This is a genomic window from Winogradskyella ouciana, assembly GCF_009709615.1.
In the GTDB taxonomy this organism is placed as follows: Bacteria; Bacteroidota; Bacteroidia; order Flavobacteriales; family Flavobacteriaceae; genus Winogradskyella; species Winogradskyella ouciana.
Genome location: NZ_WJYA01000004.1, coordinates 640241 through 664035, shown reverse-complemented (window position 1 = coordinate 664035; position 23795 = coordinate 640241). Strand labels below are relative to the sequence as shown.

The following is a 23795-nucleotide window of genomic DNA, read 5'->3' as shown; positions in this document are numbered from 1 at the left end:
CAATCATTTAATGAAAAAATTACTATTACTATTATTGACCTTATCTCTAGTTACAGCTTGTGAAAACGAACCTCTTGATTCAGGATTAACAGGGCAAGACGGTAGTGACGATGGTGGAGATGACGGAAGCGAAAGCAGTGATTTAACGCTTTCACTTTATGAATTAGATACAGATTTGAGTGTTAATTTCCTCGGGTTGTCAATTCAAACCGTAACCAATTCAGACATAAATATCTCCAATGACAAAATAGTATCGTCTACAACTAGCGTATCTGTTGAGGGCTCTCCGTCTGAAACTGAAAACCAAAGTTTTACTCGAAATGCTTCTGGTCAAATTACCAGCAATATTTCTGTAAATTCTGAGGGCCAAACTACTAATGAGTATATTATCTCCTACTCTGATGGTTCGGTATCACAAATCACTTATGATTATTATGAAGATGACTTTGATGATTACGTTTATAATTTCACTTACGATGGCAATGCCATTACGAGAACAGAAGTAGGCTCAAGTATTTCAACGGTTTTTACATTAGATGGTTTCGGTCGTGTTATAAAAAAAGAATCCTTTGATGGCACGTTTTTAATACAGACGGAATCTTTAACATATACAGGTACTGGCAACATAAACACCAGTACTGCTTCTGGAGAATTTGATAGTAATAATTCATACGATTTTGATGATAATACCAATCCGCTGCAAGTAGTTTATAACGACAACTATTTATTGAACTTTCTTACCGATGATTATTCAGATGAGATTGGTCCTTTAGTTGCTCAGTTCCACTCATCTAACAATTGGAATGGTGCTACCTTCAGTGGAGAAACTTTTACATTCGATTTGGAGTATAACACCTCAGGTAGAATTACAAGCCGCGATATCGTTTATGATTTTGGAGAAGATCTTATGGTAGAAATTAACGAAAGATTTACTTACGTCAATTAAACATGGAATCCGTACAAGCCATAAAACAACGCTTCGGTATTATAGGAAACGACCCTAAACTCAACCGTGCCATAGAAAAAGCCATACAAGTTGCGCCAACCGATATTTCGGTACTGGTCACAGGTGAGAGTGGTGTCGGTAAAGAGAGTGTACCAAAGATTATTCATCAGCTTTCGCATCGCAAACACGGCAAATACATTGCTGTGAATTGTGGAGCCATACCAGAGGGCACTATTGACAGTGAGCTTTTTGGTCACGAAAAAGGCGCTTTTACAGGTGCCACCCAAACCCGTTCTGGTTATTTTGAAGTTGCCGATGGTGGTACCATATTTTTGGATGAAGTTGGCGAGTTACCATTGACTACTCAGGTTCGTTTGCTTCGTGTACTCGAGAATGGAGAATTCATAAAAGTCGGCTCAAGTAAAGTCCAAAAAACCAATGTTAGAATTGTCGCTGCGACCAACGTCAATATGTTTGAAGCTATAAAAAAAGAAAGGTTTAGAGAAGACCTTTATTATCGTCTCAGCACTATTGAAATCAATTTACCTCCTCTGAGAGATAGAAAAGAAGACATACATTTATTGTTCAGAAAATTTGCCAGTGATTTTGCATTAAAATATAAAATGCCAACGGTAAAGCTGACCGATGATGCTATTGCTTTACTTTTAAAATACCGCTGGAATGGAAACATACGTCAACTACGTAATGTAGCAGAACAGGTCTCTGTTTTAGAACACAATCGCACCATAAACGCAACTACCCTCCAACATTATCTACCAAATACTGGCAGTAATTTACCTGCAGTTGTGAACAATTCTAAGTCCGAAAGTGACTTTAGCAGCGAACGCGAGATTTTGTACAAGGTTCTGTTTGATATGAAGAGTGATCTTAACGATCTTAAAAAGCTCACCATGGAGTTGATGAAGAATGGCAGCAACTCAGATGTGCAAAAAGAAAACGAGCATCTTATTGAAAAGATTTACGGAGACGATAAAGATGAGGAGTTTGAAAATGCTGTAGAAGACCTAGAGGTTCTTACAATACCTGAACATGTCCAGGCAAAGGAAGATGAACCTGAACAAGTGGAAGACAAATATCATTTCGCTGAGGAAATTGAAGAAGAAGAAACCTTATCTCTACAAGACAAGGAATTAGAACTCATCAAAAAATCATTGGAGCGCCACAATGGAAAGCGTAAATTGGCCGCAGCAGAATTAGGCATTAGTGAACGAACACTGTACAGAAAGATTAAGCAATACGATCTTTAAGAATTAATTATGAAGATTGTAGAAATATTTAAGGTTTCTATTGCGTTTTCAGCAAACACCTTAAACCATTAAAAGCATTTAAATGAAATTAATAAAGGGCAGTATCTTACTTCTAGTAGCTATCACATTAACAAATTGTGGCATATACTCTTTTACCGGACTTACAGAAACACCAGAAACGTTTCAGGTCAACTTCTTTCAGAATAATGCAGACTTGGTTGAACCTGGATTAGATATTCAATTTACAAATGCGCTTCAAGATATCATCCAAAACCAAACAAGTGCTCAATTGGTCAATTCTGGAGGTGAAGTTATTTACGAAGGTGAAATTATTGAGTATAGAATCGCACCGATGACTGCTACTGCTCAGAATACGGCAGCACAAAACCGACTGACTATTAGCGTAAATGTTCGTTATTTTAATACCCAAGATTCCGAAAAAGATATGGAACAGCGTTTTTCATTTTTCTATGACTATGGCGCTAACGAACAATTAGTTGGCGGATTAAAAGATGAAGCCTTCGAGGTTATTTTTGAGCGTTTGACACAAGATATAATTAATGCTACTTTAGCAGATTGGTAAACTATGCAGCTTCAAGAACTCACATATCTTTTACAACATCCTGAAGCCATAACTGGCTATCAAGCTGATATGCTTTCCTCAACAATTAATGAGTACCCATACTTTCAACCCTTACGAGCTTTACATCTTAAAGGTCTAAAACAGAAAGAAAGCTATAAATACAATAACGCATTAAAGATTACGGCTGCTCATACAGCGGATCGCAGTGTTTTGTTTGATTATATTACGTCAGACGTATTTAATCAGAATGAGATTTCAAATCAAATCAAACAAAATTCTGAAAACATTAAGTCCATGGAGGTTAGTGAAGTTGATGATATTTCTGTTGACAAAAGCGTAATGATCGATGACGCCTTAAAAGAGCATATCAAGGCTACTGAAGGTGTACTAGACCCTAACTTATTTAAAGCTAAAAGTAATCCTATACCAAAAACCGAAATCCAAAACATTGAAGACTCTGTCATTTCCATAGATGTAGATAATATTGCGCCAGAGAAAAAACTTAACATAGGAAAGCCTCTTGAGTTTGACAAAAAAGAAAGTCACTCGTTTGCAGAATGGTTAAAAATTACAAGCTTTAAACCTATTGTAAGGGAAGAAACAAAAGATAACGACAATAGCAATTCTGAAAGCAAAAGCACTACACCATTAGAAGAAAAACTGGCTATCATAGACAAGTTCATCAATGAAAATCCTAAGATAAAACCGGTTGCCAGTAATGCACCAAAACCTAAGTTGGTAAACAATGAAGCAGACGTTTCAGATAGCTTAATGACTGAAACCTTGGCACGGATTTACCTAGAGCAAAAAAACTATGATAAAGCCATTCAATCTTATAAAATTTTAAGTTTGAAATATCCAGAAAAAAGTAGTTTCTTTGCAGACCAAATAAAATTGGTAGAAGAATTAAAAGATAATACAATATAAAATGAGTCCATTTACAATATTTTTAATCCTTATCGTAATAGTAGCATTTCTATTAGTAGCAGTGATTATGGTTCAAAACCCAAAAGGTGGTGGTTTATCATCTTCATTTGGTGGCGGAGGTACACAACAATTAGGAGGTGTGAAGAAAACAGGTGATTTCTTAGATAAGAGTACTTGGTTTTTAGCCACTGTACTTATTCTATTGATTTTGGCTTCAAATTTAACATTGGATATAGGTGGTAGTGCAGAATCTACAGCATTGGATGCAGACGAAGCCGTTGAAACACCGTCTTCATTACCAGCCTCAACAGAAGATGCTGTAAATTTAAATGATACTATACAATAGGAAAATAATTTTCTGTTATATAAAAGTTTAAAGCCAACTGTTACAGTTGGCTTTTTTTATTTCTATCTATTTAAAGACTAAATCTGAAACTTTGTCAGTCTCATTGCCTTGGCACAATTTTCGAAATACGCTTTAGCGTAAATTTTAATTAAACAACTAAAACATATTTAAAAAATGGCTTTAAACATTAAACCTTTAGCAGACCGAGTTCTAGTAGAACCTATGGAAGCTGAAACCAAAACAGCTTCTGGTATTATTATTCCAGATAATGCAAAAGAAAAACCGCAAAAGGGAACTGTTGTTGCTGTTGGCAACGGAAAAAAAGACGAACCTTTAACTGTAAAAGTAGGTGACACTGTACTTTATGGAAAGTATGGAGGCACTGAGCTTAAACTAGAAGGTAAAGATTATTTAATGATGCGCGAGAGCGATATTTTGGCAATTATCTAAATTGTCATTCCTGCGTAGGCAGGAATCTCATTAATCCAAACAAAATTATCAAACTAAATAAAAACAGATTCCCGTTTTCAAGGGAACGCTAAAATTAAATTTTTAACGATGGCAAAAGATATAAAATTCGATATTGAAGCACGCGACGGCATAAAACGTGGTGTCGACGCATTAGCAAACGCAGTAAAAGTAACCTTAGGGCCTAAAGGTCGTAACGTAATTATTGGTAAATCCTTTGGAGCACCACAAGTTACTAAAGATGGTGTGTCTGTAGCAAAAGAAATTGAGCTAGAGGACGAACTAGAGAATATGGGAGCACAGATGGTTAAGGAAGTGGCTTCTAAAACCAATGATTTAGCTGGTGATGGTACAACTACCGCAACCGTATTAGCTCAGGCAATCGTAAAAGAAGGCCTTAAGAACGTTGCAGCTGGTGCCAATCCAATGGACTTAAAACGTGGCATTGACAAAGCTGTTGAAGCTATTGTAAATGAATTAGACAAGCAGTCTAAAAAAGTAGGTAACGATTCTGATAAGATTAAACAAGTTGCAGCAATTTCTGCAAACAACGATGATACCATTGGTGAACTTATCGCAAAAGCTTTCGGAAAAGTTGGTAAAGAAGGTGTTATCACTGTTGAAGAAGCCAAAGGATTGGATACTTATGTAGATGTGGTTGAAGGTATGCAGTTTGACAGAGGTTATTTATCTCCTTACTTCGTAACGGATTCTGACAAGATGGTTGCAGATTTAGAGAATCCATATATCTTATTATTCGACAAGAAAATTTCTAACTTACAGGAAATCCTTCCAATATTAGAGCCAGTAGCTCAATCTGGTCGTCCATTATTAATTATCGCAGAAGATGTAGAAGGGCAGGCTTTAGCAACATTGGTTGTGAACAAATTACGTGGTGGATTGAAAATCGCTGCTGTAAAAGCACCAGGTTTTGGCGACAGACGTAAAGCGATGTTAGAAGATATTGCTATTCTTACAGGTGGTGTTGTAATTTCTGAAGAAAGAGGCTTCTCTCTTGAAAATGCAGACTTGTCTATGTTAGGTACAGCAGAAACCGTAACTATTGACAAAGACAACACAACTATTGTAAACGGTGAAGGTAAAGCTGCTGACATCAAAGCGCGTGTTAACCAAATAAAAGCTCAGATTGAAACCACAACGTCTGACTATGATAAGGAAAAGCTACAAGAGCGTTTGGCTAAATTAGCTGGTGGAGTTGCTGTACTATATGTTGGTGCGGCTTCTGAAGTTGAAATGAAAGAAAAGAAAGACCGTGTTGATGATGCATTACACGCAACCAGAGCTGCCGTAGAAGAAGGTATTGTTGCTGGTGGCGGCGTGGCGTTTGTTCGCGCTAAGAAGGTTTTAGAGAAGTTATCTACTGAGAACTTAGACGAAACTACTGGTGTTCAAATCGTGAATAAAGCTATTGAGGCTCCACTACGTACAATTGTAGAAAATGCTGGCGGTGAAGGTTCTGTAGTCATCAACAAAGTGATGGAAGGTAAAAAAGATTTTGGTTACGATGCCAAGTCTGAAGAATATGTTGATATGCTTAAAGCTGGTATCATTGATCCTAAGAAAGTAACTCGTATCGCATTAGAAAATGCCGCTTCTGTGGCTGGTATGATTCTAACAACTGAGTGTGCTTTAGTGGACATCAAAGAAGATGCGCCTGCTATGCCACCAATGGGTGGAGGCGGAATGCCAGGAATGATGTAGGCGGCGAATCGCCACAGATAATTTATTGACTTAGGTCAGTTATAAATTTAAAAGCCCTTGATGAAAATCGAGGGCTTTTGTTTTATAGACCTCACAGGTTTTAAAAACCTGTGAGGTCTTGTATTTTAGTACATCTATGCTTTTAACACAATATAAAACCACCTTTTTTAGAGGTGGTTTTTTTAATCTTTTCTTACTTGAATAAAAGGTTTATACGAAATAAACCTACCACAAATTACTTCTTCTTTGGAGAAGCCTGTGGAGTCTTCTTAGGCGCTTGTTTAGGCGCAGAAGGCTTACCTTTAGACTGAGTTTGTCCCATAACTTTATTGTTTTTAAAAGAACATATTAAAGGTAGATATAATGCGAATCCGTGATACTTTCATTGTGAATAATTTAACTAAAAAATTAAATATATTTTACTTCCATAAAATCGTTGAAATAGTACCCAGAACAACACATCAAAAATTAAGGTTTTGTTTTATCTCATTACGACTTTCTTTGAGAATGTGTTGGCAGATTCAAGTTTTAAATCAATGAGATAAAATCCAGAATTTAAGTCTTGAAGTTTTAAACCATTCTCAATCTTATCTTGGCTAATGTTTCTGTAGGTCTGTACTTTTTGACCCAACATATTTGTAACACCAACTTCCAGAACACTTTGATTCAACCCTTTAACGTGCAATTTATTGGTGTTATAGTCTAAGTACAAACTAATATTTTCGCTATTAATTTCATTTACAGACAAAGTATCACCTTGTGAAAATACAATCTTAAAACGATCAGCTACTTCACCTGAAATTTCTGATGTGAAATCATAGTTAGCGTTTCTTAAATCAATATAAACGTTCTGATAGGCATCAAACAAATAAATATCGACATCATCATCAATATACTCTGTTTCTATCATATTTATAGTATAGCTTTCAATGCCATCACTGCTTAAAACTAAGTCTATTTCCTTAGTTGGCATTATTGAAGAAAATGATTGAATAAGGTACTTTTCTCCATTCATTTCAGTTGTTAAATCATTAGGATTTAGTTCATCTAGCTTAGCGTCATATCCATAATCATAATCATCAGTTGTAAGATCACTAAAAGCTAAAGCCAGCTCTCGTGATACACCATTACTAACTATGAACTCTAGTTTAATGAGTTGCATTACGTCTTCTTCTTCAGTACCAGTTGTATTTTCCGCACTTGGATTATTTTGTCTAAAAAATACGGATTCACCTAAACTTTCTTGCTTAAATATTCTTTGGTCATTATTAAACTCTATAGTTCCATCCGCTATAATTTCGGTCATAAAACCTTGTCCCACAGGAATAAATCTCGTTGGTGTTTTTGTACCATCTTGAGAACCATTATCGTCACCAGATATACCTTCAAATTGGTATGCTCTAACCTTAGCAGCTTTGTTGAGTAGAGCGTAACCACCTTCATACTCATTTAAAATATGACTATCACCAGACCATTGCTCCCATAAATAAATTACACCATTAGTAACGCCTGCATTGTCGTCTATGAATTGGTGCGCATCTATTGCAGAAGGGTAAGGATTACCTAATAGATAATCGGTTTTAGAAACATCTGGGACAGAACCAACTCCTCCCGTATCCGTGACGCTAATCAATATCTCACCATTATTAGGTTTACCTGAAAAAATATACTGATGTTCCGTACCAGCAACATCTGGTCCTTTTTGCGTGTAACCTGTACCAACAGGAATATTTGTAGATGGTGTTATGGCCTGCCAGTCGTAATAGGTTAAGCCATTAATATAGGTATACATCCAATAGGTACTTAAAGTAGCTGGAGATGTCACTGGAACATCGTAAGTACTCACAAATTGAATGCTACCTGCGGCATCTTCTAACATCGACATATTATAGTCATTGTTATTTGATGTTGTATTTTGAATTCCAACAGGAGAACTCCAATAATTGTATCTATACATACTAGAGAGCCCTTCTTGTCTTCTTAAAATTTTACCTGCACTAGTTACTGCAAGATCGCTAATGTCTGTCTGTACTAGTTGCGAATCTTCCTTAAGGTCAATAGTACCATTTAATTCTAAATACCATGTGTTGTTTAATTCATTAGTGCCATTTATAGTCAAAGTTTTATTGGCATCAACAATTAAACCTAAGTGTTTGTGTGATGCTGTTGTGCTCACATTATCCTTAATATGAACAATAGCCCAATCTTTATTTGGCAGATCGGTAATATCCCATTGACTACCATTTTCCCATGTAGAGGCATCTGTCCACAGCCCATCACTGGTTGTTGTATATGGCATAGGTGCACCTTGGGCTAGAAGAGAACCTGTAGCAATATTCATAAGAGATCCATTAAGAAAATTATCTGATCCATCCACAATACAATTGCCACGAACAACATTTAAGGTGTAATACAAGGATAAAGATGACCAATCTACTGTATTATCCGTAGCATGATCTTTTATAGCCTTAGGGATAACACTTCCAGAAACATTACCAGACTGATCTTCTATTTCTTGATAAACCATTTGCTGAATCTGCTCATCTTCTAAAGCTATAGAAAACACTCTTACTTCATCTATTTCACCTTCAAAATTATCTCCTCCTAAAATTGAGGTAACATTACCTCCAATATTAAATGTAGCTGCCGAAGTTAACCCTAAGACCGTATTACCTAATACATTAACAACTGAATCTACAAGTTCACCATCAAAATACATCTTTACATTTCCATCTTTAAAAGTTGCTGCTATATGATGCCAAGTTTGAGAAGTATTCCCAATACCTGTTTGTGTAAGATTAAGACCTCCAACTATATTACCAGCAAAATCTACAGTAAGATCATCGCCCAAAACAGATAAACCAAAAATACCAGGCTGACCTATTATACCTGTTTGAAGTAACTCGGTGTCGTTTGTTCGTTTTACCCAACACATAATTGTAACCTCTGGCAACCCACTAAGGTCTAAACCTGTTTCAATAACATCATCAACACCATCAAAAAGCAAAGAAAATGAGCCAGAAAGCACGTTAGGTTCAGCTAGTGTAAAGAATTGACCATCTTCTAAATCGATGAGGTTATAGGTCAAAATTTTTGTAGAAGAATCATACGTACCTGGGTAATTTTTATAATTGTTTAAACTTGTATCATCAGCCACATACAAATCTAGATTTGAAGCAGTGCCATCTGAAATTGATGTCGTTGATAAATCAAATTCCAACTTCATTAACCCTGTTTCTGAAACGGCTTCACTAACCTTCCACATTCTATTGAACATGGACGTTGTTCTGTCTGGTGTCCCAGTTGAAGTTAAGGTAGCAGGTGCACCATTATGACCAACTATTAAAAAGCTGTTGTTATTTATAAAGCTGCCTACCTCACCTTCTATAGTAACAATATCTGAAGTTACCACACTAGACGATGTTGATTTAATTTGCAATAACCCAGATGAGTTGTCTCTACCAAGACCTATAACATTGTAACCATAACCAGCATTTGATGGTCCATTCCATATTATGGTACCAGCCGAACTATAATAATTACTGCTTGTGCCAGAATATGCTATAGAAGAACTTGTACTTGTTGCAGAATCCCACAGCTCGTCATTTGCTCCTAGTGTAATACCATATTTAATTGCCAAATAAGATTCTATCTGCTGTATTTCGAGCATGGTTAAATCCCTATTGTAAACTATAACTTCTGCAATATCACCATGAAATTCTTCATCTGATCCTGTATTTCCTGTATCGCGTCTTGCTCCTACCAAAACATCTGTTGTTGCTACTGTACCAGAACCTGTTCCGTCATTAACATCAATTGCATCTACTACTCCATTAACATAAGATGTTAAACGTAATAATGGATTAGGAAGAATGGAAACCACTCCTGTATTGATTTTTGGTTCATTCTTAACATGAAATGTTCCAGATTTCCTTCCTCCGTCAATAACACTTTTACCAAGGGTATAATTTGCAACTCTATCTGTATCATCAAACCATAATTGAAAATTTCTTGTAGCGTTGTCTCCTTTGGATATCACAGTTCCACCATTAGTTTGGTCTGAAGTAACTACTGCAATAATTGATAAGGTTTGTAACGATGGGTTAATATTCAACAAGGCAGGTGTACCATAATTATAGAAATTATCACCGTTGAAAGTAATAACGGGATTAAAGTTGATACCATCAGCAGTATACTGAGCATCTGTAGAACCATCTGAAGATCCCGTAATATTATTAAGGGACTGATCCGTCCAAGAATTTACATTGGTACCGGATAAAGAGACTCCTTCATCAGCTTTAAGCCACATTTGTAAACCTAGAGGAACATTCCCTGGGTTTTGGGAATACATGTTAAACGATAACAATGAGACTAAACTCATTGTAATAAGTAGGTTTTGCTTCATTCGACAATTTTTATAAACTGTATTGATATTGGGTAGTTAACACAGTTAGTTATATAATCGTCATTAACTAAGGGTAGATAAAAAGTAGTCAATCATTCTTAAACTAGTCACTTAAATACGTATATTTTAGACGTATGGTAATTATTTATATGTTTTTTCGTACGTTTTGTAGTCTTTATATTACATATTTAACTTGTTGTTCAGTCTATAAAGCTTTAAATGCTTTTTATTCCTTAGCTTTAACTAATCAACCTTTTTAAAATGAAAAAGAAACTTACTTATGCTCTAGGGGAAATACTCATAGTAATTATTGGTATCTCGTTAGCATTTACTATGAATAAATGTGCCGATGAAAAAAAGGACAATGCCTTAAAACAGCAATATTTAGAAAATATAAAAAGTGATATAGAGGTTGATAAAAAGAATCTTCAATCCAATATTGAAGTCATTGGTGAAAAAATGCAATCGCTTAATGAGGTATTGCCTCTAATAAATACCGATAATCCGCAAAAAATGGCTTCAATGAATAAGTTATATCCTGTTTTTTCATCAACCGATTTTTTCCCAAAAGATGTTACTTATCAAACCATGATAAATTCTGGGGATTTTAAACTTATTGATGATTTTGATTTAAAAGCGGCTATAGAGTCGCACTATTCCAATTATAAAATTATACTGAAAGATTATGAACGGTTAGATATTATTCACAAAGAATATTTGGGTGAATACATTATTAATAACTCTGATTTTGACGCTATGCGGCAAGGTAAATTTCCATATAGCAATGAAAAATTATTTAAAAACATCTTACAAAGTATCAATGGAGCGCTTCGTTTAAAAATAATAGCTTCAGAACGTGGTGTTAAAAGCTGTGATAGTATTTTAACTATTTTAAAATAAAAAAGCCTGAACTTACATTCAGGCTTAAATATTAATTATCGTTTTTCTTCTTTTCTCCTTCGTGGTCTTTTACCACATCCTTATCGCGATACTTGCAACATGGGTGTACTGAGTTGTAAGCTTCGTCTGTCGCCTTAATCTCTTTAGTGTCATGCCCAACTTCAGCTATCTTTTTAGAAATGGTCTTTAAATCGGTTTTACGCTCATCGTAAATGAGTTTTAGCTCGTGCGTATCTACATTCCAAACCGCTGATTTTACACCTTTGGTTCTAATGGCTGCTTTTTCTATACGTTCTTTACACATCATACAGACACCATCGACTTCCATACTCGCCTTGGCATTTTTGTTTTGGGCGAAAGTTGCTGTTGTTACTAATAATATGAAAATTAAAATTATTTTTTTCATTTTGTTTTGTTTTTATCTGTCATTGCGAGTCCCGAAGCTTCGGGACGTGGCAATCTGTTTAATTTTAGTTTCTATATAAAAGATTGCTTCGTCGCTGCGCTTCTCGCAATGACGTTTCATTTATTATTCTATACGATACCGCAATCCTGCGTAATACATACTTCCAAAAATTGGACCATACACAAAATTACTATCAAAATTTGAATCAAACGGATTATCTGGACTAACAATTGGGTTCGGCTGACTAACATTAGTCACATTTTCTCCACCTACATATATTTCAAATTTTGGAGAAAACACTTTAGTAATCTGTAAATTTAATGTCCCAACTGTTGGTGTTTCATCAGGTAATTGAAATTCCATAGGACTTAAATCCGTATTTGGGTATCGCTGTTCACTCAACCAATTGTATGTGGCGTCAAATTTCCATTGGCTTCCGTTCTCCTTCTCATTCGTTTCATAAGATGCGTTGGCGAATAAACGGTGATCTGGAGTCAAAGGCTTCTGTAATTTACCAGAATTATAATCCGTTTTTACATCGTAATATTTATAAGCTGTCCTTAAATCAAAATTATCAAAGACATTATAATTAAATTCTAACTGAAAGCTATTGGCATAACTATCACCTTTGAGATTATAGAAATTAATTTCAAAAGGATTTTCCCAATCCACTACCACCTGATTTTGAAAATCGGTTCTGTAAAAATCGAAAGTGATATCCGCTTTTCTTTCAAAAAGATTGAAGCCCTGTAAATAGCTAAATCCGTAATTCCATGCAATTTCTGGGTCTAGACCATAAATTTTTCCTCCTGAATTTAAAATGTTGATTTGCCTTGAACTAGAGAACATATTCTGGTTTTCAGCAAAAATATTGGCGCTTCGTTTTCCTCTTCCCACGGATACCCTAAATGCTGATTTCTCCCAAGGTGTATATCTAATATGCAATCTTGGCGTTACGAAAAAGCCAAGCCTGTTGTGCTGATCTACACGCACACCAGCTGTCATCGTAAGCTTATCTAAATTATCGTAAGCATATTCAAAAAACGCTCCGACGGAATTCTCGGTTCGTTCAAACATATCGGTATTTACTACCTCGTCATAATGATCGTAGGTAAAACTCAATCCTGTTTTTACTTTATGGCGCGAATCTGAAATGATACTATTATACACCAAGTTAGAATAAAAACTATTGTGCTTTATATCGTATAAATTGAATCCAAAGTAAGACTCTTGCTTGTGGTGACTAAAAGCAGTCTGAAATCCTAAACTTTGATAGGGAATTTCAGGATTTACATAGCCGAGTTTAGTTGTCACATCAATACGCTCGGTATTGATTTCGCTTCCCCAGAAATTGGTGGTTCCTTTATCTATATCTGGATTAAAATCCACTTGACCAGATTGCGTATTGTCATTAAGGTATCGCAGATTAATAAAACTCACCACTCCTTTTTCACCATTGGTATATTGCCAACGGTTCATCACATTGATTTGCTCTTTTAATGGCACGTCTAAAAAAGAATCATCATTTTTATCGAACTTCTGATTTCTTAAATTTCCATGCAAGTATAAACCTGTACTCCATTTATCTGAAACCTTTTGATTAATGTGCGTATTCAACTCCAATCGACCATTGACGCTACCATAAGCATTCACGAATAATTTATCGTCTGTTGTAGGTTTTACCAGCTCTGCATTGATTTGGCCAGCAATGCTTTCGAATCCGTTAACTACACTTCCAGATCCTTTTGTAATCTGAATACTCTCTACCCAAGTCCCAGGAATAAAACTTAACCCATAGGCTTGAGACGCACCTCTAATTGCTGGTACATTCTCTGTGGTAATTAAAATGTATGGAGAATTTAATCCCAACATTTTAATCTGTCTAGTTCCTGAAACTGCATCTGCAAAATTGACATCAATAGACGGATTGGTCTCAAAACTTTCTGAGAGGTTACAGCAAGCCGCTTTTAACAATTCATCACTACTTACAAAAAGCGTATTTGTAGCTTTTAGATAAGATCTGGCCGTAGCTTTCTTGCGTGATGTTACGGTAACGGCATCCAATTCTTCAGATGCTTGTAAAACGTGCTTAATGTATTTGTTTTCAGTAACGGTTATGGTATCGGTTTTAAAACCCACATAACTTATCACCAATTTATTGAATGAGAATTTATACGGTAAGGAAAACGTTCCGTCTTCATTGGTAATCGCACCTACTGAAGAGCCCAACCAGTACACATTGGCACCTGGCAATGGCCTTTCTTTCCCTGAGCTCGATTCTAAAACAATGCCTTTGAGCTGCTCTTGCCCTGAAATAATCAGTGACAAGAACAAGAAACATAATATTAAAAATTTTTTCATTTGCCTGATTTGTATGTATAACTAAAGTTTATTCCTACCGTCCAATTGAGCCCAGTAGAAATTCAGTAAGAAGGTTTATACAAAATCAAATAAGGTAAACTTCGTCAAGGACTTGTATATCCTTGATAAGTAATGGTTGTGAATAATCCTTATGAGGGACTACAAGATTTGGTAAACTTTCAAGCAGATTAACATAAGAGTTAAAATAAGAAAGGAGTAGTTGTTTTTGTATTTCGTCTAAATCCTCAAAGGAGGTTGTGGCTATTAGGTTAACACCATCTAAAACATCAATTTCGTCCTTACAACAAGATATCTTCGTGATTTTTTCTTGCTCTATTTCAAAAGCTTCCATAGCACATTTTTCAGTTTCTGTAAAAATGGCAACATCGATTAACACATCTCCACAAAAATGCTTCTCTATGGCCAATGACAATGTTGAAAACATTACCAAAAACGATAGTGCTACAGAAAAAATCTTATGTGATAGTAGAATTTTCACACTGCAAAAGTATAAAACTGAATGGATTTAAGGAGAAATTTATGAACTCTTAACGTTTCAACTTATAGTAGTAAAACGCTGGAAGCAGCAATATTAACAGTATAGGCTGAATTAAAAATCGTCTGATATTGAAGAACAAGTAGTAATCCTCTTGCTTAGGGTTGATGACGAAATAGAGAAATGGAATAATCAATAATACAAAAGCAACTGTATATATCAAGGAAGCAAACTTTATCATAATCTTATCATTGAAAATAAAGTATAAAATTCCCAATGAAGCCAATGTATTGAGAAAGTATCTTAGGCTTGTAAAAAAAGTCAGTTTTGCCACTTCGCGTCTCGGGCTGTCGATATATAAATATTCACTCTCAAAAAACACCAAATAAGGGTCATAGAATAATTGATCCTCAAACCCACGAATCGCCATTAAAACCAGAAGCAACAAAAATGCAATGATGTAACGTGTTAGTTTAGGCATTGGATTTTACGGATTTAGAAAAGCGATTTACCCAAACCATCCATAACACAAAGACGGTTCCATATATAATCATAGGAAAAATAACATTGTGTAAAATCTCACGCCTCCATGGATAGTGATAAAGACCTGCAGATAGTATCACAATACGAATTAAATTAAATGCATAGATAACAATACTTCCTGCAAAACAATATAAAAAAGTGGTTTTAAACTTACCCGCAAAGGCAACTACAAACGATAAAAACAAAATAATAATACTTACAGCATTGCAACCTTCAATGACTCTGGCTACAAATTTTCCGTTTATAATAACTTTCATTGAAGGCTCATGAGGATGCGGCAGAATATTGGTATCATAACCAATACTATTGAGCAATGTGTTAGTTTGTCTTGCCACTAAATTAGTCATATAGTCAGGATAAAACTTAGAACCGCTTGAAAAGCTCAAATACAAATGATAACCAATACTAAGCACTCCATAGACCGCTAAAAACGTGACTATGAAACGGATAACCAATTTATATTTTACTAAAAGTTCTCTCAGCTGAAAAAGATAATGTTAGTTTGCTGTTAAATTTATGAAAACCCTATTTCAAAATTGAAGGTTTTAAATACTTTTACCAAAAGTTTTTTTACTAATGCCATTTGAAGCCTTAAAACCTGAAATAAAAAAAATCGCCACTCAAAATAATTTGAGTGTTGACGAACGCCTACTCAACATATGCGAAGTCCTTGAAGCCAACATAGAATACTACAACTGGGTTGGCTTTTATTTTAAAAATGGTGATAAGCACGAATTAAAACTAGGGCCTTACGTTGGTGAACCGACGGATCACACTATAATTCCATTTGGAAAAGGCATTTGCGGACAAGTAGCTGTAAGCAATCAGAATTTTGTAGTACCAGATGTGTCTGCCCAAGATAATTACATTGCCTGCAGTATAACCGTAAAGGCAGAAATCGTTATACCAATTTTTGTCAATGGTGAAAATGTTGGTCAAATAGATATAGATTCAAATACTCCAGATCCTTTCACGGAAGCAGATGAACGGTTTTTGGAATTTGTTTGTAAGGAAGTTGCAAAGATCATTTAAAATTCCTCTCAAAGTCGCAAAGAAAAAACAATCAACAACCTACAACTAAAATACTACATCCCTGTCCTAATAGCCTCAACAGGGTCTAATTTAGATGCTGATATGGCCGGAACAACTCCAGAGATTAAACCTATAAATGTTGATAAAGCAAAGCCTAGGAACATGTTTCCGAAAGAGAGTACAAATTCAAAATCATCACCGACAACCCCATTCATCACCATTGCTATAATCCAAACAAACAACAGCCCAACTAAACCTCCAACAACAGCTAGGATAACAGCTTCAAACAAAAATTGAAATAAAATAAATCTGTTTTTAGCGCCTAAAGACTTTTGAATTCCAATAAGGTTGGTACGTTCTTTAACGCTTACAAACATAATATTAGCAATACCAAAACCACCTACCAATAGAGAGAAGCCACTAATAACCCAGCCCACTAAATTCAGTGTAGCTATAATTGCATCAACAAAAGATACCAAGCCAGCTATTTTATTTACAAAAAAGTTATCATCTTCATCTGCTTTTAAGCCACGAAAAGCTCTAAACTTTTGTTTTAAAACGCTCTCAAAAGCACCAATATCCACACCTTTTTCTGGCTTTATGATTATCGCTCCAGGCAAACCGCTTACACCTCCGTTTTTAAAACGTCTTACAAAATTAGCTGGCACATAGGCCCTGTCGTCTGGAGAATCTCCTAAGCCAGCACCTACTTTTTTAAGCACACCAATAACGCTGAGTTTTCTACCATACACACGAATTTGCTTCCCAATAGGATTTGATGTATCAAAAAGATTTTCAGCCAAACCTGCACCCAACACTATAACCGGAGCACCAGTTTCAGATTCTAGTTCGGAGTAAAATCTTCCTTGTTCAACTTTAAAGTCTTCAATAGTATAAATTTCATTAGAAACCGGAGTCACATTAACACCAGATACCGTTTCTGCCTGATAACGTACCGTTTCATTACCACCAAATATCATGTAAGCAGAAGCTTCAATATCCGGAACATTTCTCCTCACAAAATCAAAATCATCATAATCCGTTTGAGGAAAGTTATCGCGTTTCCAACGTGGAACCTCTGTTGGCCCAAAAGAAAATTTCGATAAGTAGATGGTATTTTTATCTAAACCAGATAAGCTATCTTTAATATTCTTATCCAAGGAATCTACCGCAGCCAGAACAGCGATAATGGAGAAGATCCCAACCGTAACGCCTAACAGCGATAAAAATGTACGTAGTTTATTGTTTCTAAGCGCATTTAACGCGAATGAAAAACTCTCTTTAAATACTCTTAAATAGACAAGCATAGGTTGGCAAAATTAAATCAATTTAAAGATAGGACGTTTTCAACAATTTATTGTTACAAAAAACTTAAATAAACTCGTTTTACCACTACAATTTTACTAGTGAATATGTTTATTTTTGCAACATCAAAATTCACAACACAACATTATGAGCAACAAAACTATGTCCTCTGCGCTAATCTCAGTATTTAGCAAAGATGGATTGGCACCAATCGTCAAAAAACTCAACGACCTCAACGTTACCATCTACTCTACTGGAGGAACAGAAAAATTCATCAAAGACCTAGGCATCGATGTTATTGCTGTTGAAGATGTCACTTCTTACCCTTCCATTCTTGGTGGTCGTGTAAAAACTTTACACCCTAAAGTTTTTGGCGGTATTTTGAATCGTCAAAATCATGATGGAGATGTTGCTGAATTGGCAGAATTTGAGATTCCTCAAATCGATTTGGTTCTTGTTGACCTCTACCCTTTTGAAAAAACCGTAGCTTCTGGAGCAAGCAACCAAGATATTATTGAAAAAATTGATATTGGAGGTATTTCCCTAATCAGAGCTGCAGCAAAAAATTACGCTGATGTCACTTGTGTATCTTCGGTTGATGATTATGCTGAATTTTTGGAACTACTTGAAACTAAAAATGGAGAAACTTCTGAAGATGACAGAAAACGATTTGCCGCTAAAGCATTTAACGTATCATCTCATTACGATTCTGCGATTTTTAACTACTTCAATAAAAATCACGATATAGCTTCGCTAAAAATCAGTAAAACCAATGGTAAAGTTTTGCGTTATGGTGAAAACCCACACCAAAAAGGGTTTTTCTTTGGTGATTTTGATGCCATGTTTACCAAACTTCACGGTAAAGAATTAAGCTACAACAACTTGTTAGATGTTGATGCTGCCGTAAATTTAATATTGGAATTTAAAGGCGAAGACCCAACTTTTGCCATCCTAAAACACAATAATGCTTGTGGTTTTGCTCAAAGAGCAACTGTGCATCAAGCTTATGTGGATGCTTTAGCTGGCGACCCAGTTTCAGCATTTGGTGGTATATTAATTTCTAATACAGAGATTGATAAGGCTACTGCAGAAGAAATTCATAAATTATTTTGTGAAGTGGTCATTGCACCTTCATTTAGTGACGAAGCCTTAGAAATTCTGAAAGGAAAGAAAAACAGAATTCTTTTAATTCTCAATGACGTAGAATTACCAAAAACCACAGTTAGAACTTGTTTAAATGGTGCATTGGTACAAGAAAGAGATAATAAAACCGACAGCCTAGACGATTTAAAAACCGTTACCAATTCAACACCGTCGCAAAGCGAATTGGAAGATTTAATATTTGCTTCAAAATTGTGCAAGCACACCAAATCCAATACCATAGTTTTAGCGAAGAATAAGCAATTATGTGCAAGTGGTACAGGACAAACAAGTCGTGTTGATGCACTTAACCAAGCCATACATAAGGCGAAGTCTTTCAATTTTGATTTAGAAGGCGCTGTAATGGCAAGTGATGCGTTCTTCCCTTTCCCTGACTGTGTGGAGATTGCCGACAACGCAGGCATTACTGCTGTTATTCAACCTGGTGGGTCAATTAAAGACGAATTAAGTATCAATTATTGTAATGAAAATAATGTCGCTATGGTGTTTACAGGAACACGTCATTTTAAGCACTAAAAAAAATCAAAGCAATAAACGTCTATAAACGAAGAAATAACGTATAATTTATTACATTTACGCGTAGTCATATATTTTGACCCGATTAACCCAAATTAATATTAAAATAGCGCATGGGATTTTTTGATTTCCTGACGGAAGAAATAGCCATAGATTTAGGAACCGCAAACACATTAATTATACACAACGACAAAGTTGTAGTTGATAATCCATCTATAGTAGCCAGAGACCGCATTAGCGGAAAAATTATTGCTGTTGGTAAAGAAGCCAACATGATGCAAGGTAAAACGCACGAAAACATAAAAACCATTCGTCCGTTAAAAGATGGTGTAATTGCAGATTTTGACGCTTCTGAGCAGATGATTAGTTTGTTCATCAAGAATATTCCCGCATTAAAGAAAAAGTTTTTCAATCCTGCGTTAAGAATGGTGGTTTGTATTCCTTCAGGAATTACAGAAGTTGAAATGCGAGCTGTAAAAGAATCTTGTGAGCGCGTTAATGGCAAAGAAGTTTACTTAATCCATGAGCCAATGGCTGCTGCTATTGGTATTGGCGTGGATATTATGCAACCAAAAGGAAACATGATTGTTGATATTGGTGGTGGTACAACCGAAATTGCAGTAATTGCCCTTGGAGGTATTGTTTGTGACAAGTCGGTGAAGGTTGCTGGTGATGTATTTACTAACGACATAATTTATTATATGCGCACACAACATAACCTATATGTTGGAGATAGAACCGCAGAAAAAATTAAAATACAAATTGGTGCTGCAACCGAAGATTTAGATTTACCACCAGAAGACATGAGCGTTCAAGGGCGTGATCTATTGACAGGTAAACCAAAACAGGTTAATATTTCTTATCGTGAAATTGCCAAGGCTTTAGATAAGTCCATTTTACGTATTGAAGATTCTGTAATGGAAACCTTATCTCAAACTCCGCCAGAATTAGCAGCCGATATTTATAATACAGGTATTTATCTTGCAGGAGGTGGATCCATGTTACGTGGATTAGATAAACGTTTATCCCAAAAAACAGATTTACCGGTTTATATTGCCGAAGATCCTTTAAGAGCTGTAGTTAGAGGTACAGGAATTGTACTTAAAAACTTATCTAAATACAAAAGCGTATTGATAAAATAAGAAGTAAATAATGCAACAAATCATCAATTTTGTTATAAGAAACAAAACCTTTCTGTTGTTTTTATTGCTTTTTAGCATTGCCTTAGCTCTCACCATTCAATCGCATTCCTATCACAGAAGTAAGTTTATAAATTCAGCTAATGGATTAACTGGAGGTGTTTACGGTGCTGTAAATTCAGTCGATAAATATTTCGATTTAGAGCAAGAGAATAAAATCCTTTCAGAAGAAAACAAAAGGCTTAGAGAACAATTATTCAATTCGGAAACAACCGCAGATAGTATTGTAATCGACACTAGTTATTCAAGCGGACGCTATAGAGTTCTAGTAGCCGATGTATATAAAAACAGCTACTCACTAACCAATAATTATCTCACTATAAACAAGGGAAAAAAAGATAGTGTGAAACAAGATTTTGGTGTCATTACCTCAAAAGGTATTGTTGGTATTATAGACAACACTTCAAAAAATTATGCAACAGTGCTTTCTATTTTAAATAAAAGAAGTAGAATAAACGCAAAGCTAAAATCTTCTAACCACATAGGTTCTTTAATCTGGAATGGCAATTCCCCAGAATTTGCTCAACTCATTGATGTTTCAAAATTTGCACCTGTAAAGGTTGGTGATACGATTGTAACTGGTGGGCAATCAGCAATTTTCCCAAAAGGCATTGGTATCGGTAAAATAGAAAGTTTTGAAACCGATATTAGCGGAGACACCTACACCATACAAGTAAAGTTGTTTAACGATATGACCAATATTGGAACAATTTACATTCTTGAAAATCTTGATAAAGAAGAAATTAAAACACTAGAAAGCAGTAGTGATGAATAATGTTGTAGCATCAAATAGCATCCGATTTGTTGTACTGTTACTGGTACAGGTTGTGTTGTGCAACAATGTTAATTTTATGGGTTATATCAACCCGTATATTTACATCATTTTCATCTTTCTTTTCCCAATTAGAGAAACTAGAATGGTTTTGCTAATCACAAGCTTTCTTTTGGGTATGTTGGTAGATATGTTTTCTGATTCAGGCGGAATACACGCAGCTGCAGCTGTATTTTTAGCATACTCAAGGCCAGTGCTTTTAAAAAGCTCTTTTGGTATGTTATACGAGCATCAAACCATTAAGTTTAGCAATACGGATTTAGGTAGCCTAATCACCTATGTAAGCTTTGGAACTTTAATCCATCATTTTGTCTTGTTTTCCCTTGAAGTTTTTAACATTTCGAGCATACTATTAATATTGAAAAAGACGTTATTCTCTAGTATTTTCACTATAATACTCAGTGTATTGATTGTAATTTTATTTAGTAGAAACAAAAAATGAGAAAACTATTACTCCTAACTACTGTTGTACTTGTTGGTCTTGTTTTTATAGCGCGCTTGTTCTATCTCCAAATCTATGGTGGTTATGAATATGATGTTTTTGAAGACACAGCCATCAGAAAAGTTTACAACTACCCCAAACGTGGTTATGTCTATGACAGAAACGGTGAGCTTTTGGTTGCTAATCAGCCTTCTTATGACGTCATGGTAATACCACGGGAAGTAGAACCTTTGGATTCTTTGGAGTTAAATGAATTCTGTAAACTCTTAAAAATAACAAAGGAAGATTATGCCAGAAAATTAGAAAGAGCCACAAATTATTCACCTCGACTTCCTTCACCTTTTGTCCCTCAATTGTCTAAAACGGATTACGCCGTTTTACAGGAAAAAATGAGAAAATACGAAGGGTTTTATATTCAAAAACGTTCATTACGCTCATACCAAACCACAATTGGCGCCAATGTACTTGGTGATATTGGAGAAGTTAATCGCAGTATTATTGCCCAACAACCTTATTATAAACTGGGGGATTTAATTGGTAAGCAAGGTGTAGAAAAAACTTATGAAGACATCCTCAGAGGTGTAAAAGGGATTAAGTTCATTCAAAAAGACCGATTTAATAAAGATATAGGCCCTTTTAAAGAAGGCAAACTTGACACATTACCTGTCCCAGGAAAAGATATAACTATTACTATAGATTCTCAACTTCAGGCTTATGGTGAGCTTTTAATGACTAACAAACGAGGTGGTATTGTTGCCATTGAGCCCAGTTCTGGTGAAATTTTAGCTATGGTCTCAGGCCCTTCATATAATCCTAATTTATTGGTAGGTAGGAATCGCTCAGAGAACTTTAATAAACTTTATAGAGATAGTATTGCAAAACCTTTATTCGATAGAGGGCTTCAAGCCATGTACCCACCTGGTTCGCCATTTAAAACTTTAAATGCTTTAGTGGCATTGCAAGAGGGTGTGGTTACTACAGAGGAACGTTTTAGTTGTGCGATGGGTTATCGGTACGGTAACCGTAAAATGGGATGCCATGCCCATAGAAGTCCAGCGAATATGAATATAGGTATTTATGAATCATGTAACGCTTACTTTGCCAATGTTTACAGGAGGATAATGGATAAATATGACACTCCAGCAGAAGGCATGGACAATTGGAGTAAGCACATCAAAAGTTTTGGCCTAGGCGATTACCTAAATAACGATCTATCGGTTGGTCAGCCTGGAAAAGTACCAACTGCAGCCACTTATGACAGAGCTTACGGTAAAAACAGATGGTACACTACTTTTACTATTTCTAATGCTATTGGCCAAGGAGAGGTATTGGCAACTCCTATTCAGCTAGCAAATATGGCAGCAGCGATTGGTAATCGTGGTTACTATTATACACCGCACATTATTAAAGATATAGAAGGAGAAACCATACCCACGAAATTTACGACTCCAAACCATACTACCATAGATAAACGGCATTTTGAACCTGTTGTAGAAGGCATGTATGATGTTTACAACAAAGGGACGGCAAATATGTTGCAAGTAAAAGGTATCGACATATGTGGAAAAACTGGTACAGCAGAAAACTTTGCAATCATAGATAGTGTTAAAACTCAACTTACAGACCACTCCATATTTGTAGCATTTGCTCCAAAAGACAATCCGAAAATTGCTATAGCAGTTTTTGTTGAAAACGGATATTTTGGAAGTCGATTTGCAGGAAGAATGGCAAGTTTAATGATAGAATATTACATTAGAGGCGAAATTACCCGAAAGGATATGGAGAATTTTGTGCTTCGTTATTCACTTGAGCATGAATACGAAAAACCATATTCAGGTGAATCCTTTGGCATTAATAGACAAACTACATTAGAACCAATAAGTGAAGAAGAATTTCAAAACCTGTTGAAACTTAAAGCCGAAATCCCAAAGTCTTAA

Annotated in this window: 21 protein-coding genes; 14 read left to right on the top strand and 7 right to left on the bottom strand. The window is 35.5% G+C overall.

The window, feature by feature from the left end; genetic code table 11:
- The first annotated feature begins 10 nt into the window (after positions 1-10).
- The 7 genes from F1003_RS06920 to groL all read left to right on the top strand — a co-directional run bounded on the left by F1003_RS06920 (position 11) and on the right by groL (position 6260).
- Positions 11-946 carry a hypothetical protein gene (locus tag F1003_RS06920; RefSeq protein ID WP_155088475.1) on the top strand — a complete coding sequence of 312 codons (936 nt, stop codon included), beginning with the start codon at positions 11-13 and terminating at the stop codon, positions 944-946.
- A 2-nt stretch (positions 947-948) separates the two neighbouring features.
- Positions 949-2214 (top strand): sigma-54 interaction domain-containing protein, encoded by a 1266-nt coding sequence (locus F1003_RS06915; RefSeq protein WP_155088474.1) that lies wholly within the window; start codon positions 949-951, stop codon positions 2212-2214.
- An 82-nt stretch (positions 2215-2296) separates the two neighbouring features.
- Positions 2297-2797, top strand: a complete 501-nt coding sequence (locus F1003_RS06910; protein ID WP_155088473.1) for an LptE family protein — start codon at positions 2297-2299, stop codon at positions 2795-2797.
- A 3-nt stretch (positions 2798-2800) separates the two neighbouring features.
- A complete protein-coding gene (locus tag F1003_RS06905) occupies positions 2801-3724 on the top strand; it encodes a DUF8458 domain-containing protein (RefSeq protein WP_155088472.1) in 924 nt (307 codons plus the stop codon).
- Between the two features lies 1 nt (position 3725).
- Positions 3726-4070, top strand: coding sequence for a preprotein translocase subunit SecG (secG, locus tag F1003_RS06900; protein WP_155088471.1), 345 nt, complete (start codon positions 3726-3728; stop codon positions 4068-4070).
- 174 nt (positions 4071-4244) lie between these two features.
- Complete coding sequence (locus F1003_RS06895) at positions 4245-4520, top strand: co-chaperone GroES (protein ID WP_155088470.1); 276 nt, start codon at positions 4245-4247, stop codon at positions 4518-4520.
- Between the two features lie 108 nt (positions 4521-4628).
- Complete coding sequence (gene groL, locus F1003_RS06890; protein ID WP_155088469.1) at positions 4629-6260, top strand: chaperonin GroEL; 1632 nt, start codon at positions 4629-4631, stop codon at positions 6258-6260.
- A 481-nt stretch (positions 6261-6741) separates the two neighbouring features.
- On the opposite strand, the gene F1003_RS06885 is transcribed toward groL, so the two are convergent.
- Entirely contained in the window at positions 6742-10665 is a 3924-nt protein-coding gene (locus F1003_RS06885; RefSeq protein WP_155088468.1) for a LamG domain-containing protein, read from the bottom strand.
- 261 nt (positions 10666-10926) lie between these two features.
- Here F1003_RS06885 and F1003_RS06880 point away from each other — a divergent pair, with 261 nt between their 5' ends.
- Positions 10927-11565, top strand: a complete 639-nt coding sequence (locus tag F1003_RS06880) for a DUF6090 family protein (protein WP_155088467.1) — start codon at positions 10927-10929, stop codon at positions 11563-11565.
- 31 nt (positions 11566-11596) lie between these two features.
- Here F1003_RS06880 and F1003_RS06875 read toward each other — a convergent pair whose 3' ends face one another.
- The 5 genes from F1003_RS06875 to xrtF all read right to left on the bottom strand — a co-directional run bounded on the left by F1003_RS06875 (position 11597) and on the right by xrtF (position 15853).
- A complete protein-coding gene (locus F1003_RS06875; RefSeq protein WP_155088466.1) occupies positions 11597-11971 on the bottom strand; it encodes a heavy-metal-associated domain-containing protein in 375 nt (124 codons plus the stop codon).
- A gap of 123 nt (positions 11972-12094) precedes the next feature.
- A complete protein-coding gene (locus tag F1003_RS06870; RefSeq protein WP_155088465.1) occupies positions 12095-14332 on the bottom strand; it encodes a TonB-dependent receptor in 2238 nt (745 codons plus the stop codon).
- Between the two features lie 85 nt (positions 14333-14417).
- Positions 14418-14831, bottom strand: a complete 414-nt coding sequence (locus F1003_RS06865) for an HYC_CC_PP family protein (protein ID WP_368732357.1) — start codon at positions 14829-14831, stop codon at positions 14418-14420.
- A gap of 49 nt (positions 14832-14880) precedes the next feature.
- The gene (locus tag F1003_RS06860) at positions 14881-15309 is read right to left on the bottom strand and encodes an exosortase F system-associated membrane protein (RefSeq protein ID WP_155088464.1); all 429 of its coding nucleotides are present in this window, start codon (positions 15307-15309) and stop codon (positions 14881-14883) included.
- Complete coding sequence (gene xrtF / locus F1003_RS06855) at positions 15302-15853, bottom strand: exosortase family protein XrtF (protein WP_155088463.1); 552 nt, start codon at positions 15851-15853, stop codon at positions 15302-15304. The genes F1003_RS06860 and xrtF overlap by 8 nt, the downstream gene beginning before the upstream one ends.
- Before the next feature lie 94 nt (positions 15854-15947).
- Between xrtF and F1003_RS06850 the strand changes: the two genes are divergently transcribed.
- The gene (locus F1003_RS06850) at positions 15948-16403 is read left to right on the top strand and encodes a GAF domain-containing protein (protein ID WP_155088462.1); all 456 of its coding nucleotides are present in this window, start codon (positions 15948-15950) and stop codon (positions 16401-16403) included.
- 53 nt (positions 16404-16456) lie between these two features.
- Here the strand turns inward: F1003_RS06850 and F1003_RS06845 are convergent, their stop codons facing one another.
- Entirely contained in the window at positions 16457-17710 is a 1254-nt protein-coding gene (locus tag F1003_RS06845) for an ABC transporter permease (protein WP_155088461.1), read from the bottom strand.
- Positions 17711-17855: 145 nt separating this feature from the next.
- On the opposite strand from F1003_RS06845, the gene purH reads away from it, so the two are divergent.
- The 5 genes from purH (at position 17856) to mrdA (ending at position 23795) form a co-directional block, all read left to right on the top strand.
- The gene (gene purH, locus F1003_RS06840; RefSeq protein WP_155088460.1) at positions 17856-19385 is read left to right on the top strand and encodes a bifunctional phosphoribosylaminoimidazolecarboxamide formyltransferase/IMP cyclohydrolase; all 1530 of its coding nucleotides are present in this window, start codon (positions 17856-17858) and stop codon (positions 19383-19385) included.
- A gap of 113 nt (positions 19386-19498) precedes the next feature.
- Positions 19499-20527, top strand: a complete 1029-nt coding sequence (locus tag F1003_RS06835; RefSeq protein WP_155088459.1) for a rod shape-determining protein — start codon at positions 19499-19501, stop codon at positions 20525-20527.
- Between the two features lie 10 nt (positions 20528-20537).
- Positions 20538-21359, top strand: coding sequence for a rod shape-determining protein MreC (gene mreC, locus F1003_RS06830; RefSeq protein WP_155088458.1), 822 nt, complete (start codon positions 20538-20540; stop codon positions 21357-21359).
- Positions 21352-21858 carry a rod shape-determining protein MreD gene (locus F1003_RS06825; RefSeq protein ID WP_155088457.1) on the top strand — a complete coding sequence of 169 codons (507 nt, stop codon included), beginning with the start codon at positions 21352-21354 and terminating at the stop codon, positions 21856-21858. Before mreC ends, F1003_RS06825 begins: the two co-directional genes overlap by 8 nt.
- On the top strand, positions 21855-23795 hold the full coding sequence (gene mrdA, locus F1003_RS06820; protein WP_155088456.1) for a penicillin-binding protein 2: 1941 nt from the start codon (positions 21855-21857) through the stop codon (positions 23793-23795). The genes F1003_RS06825 and mrdA overlap by 4 nt, the downstream gene beginning before the upstream one ends.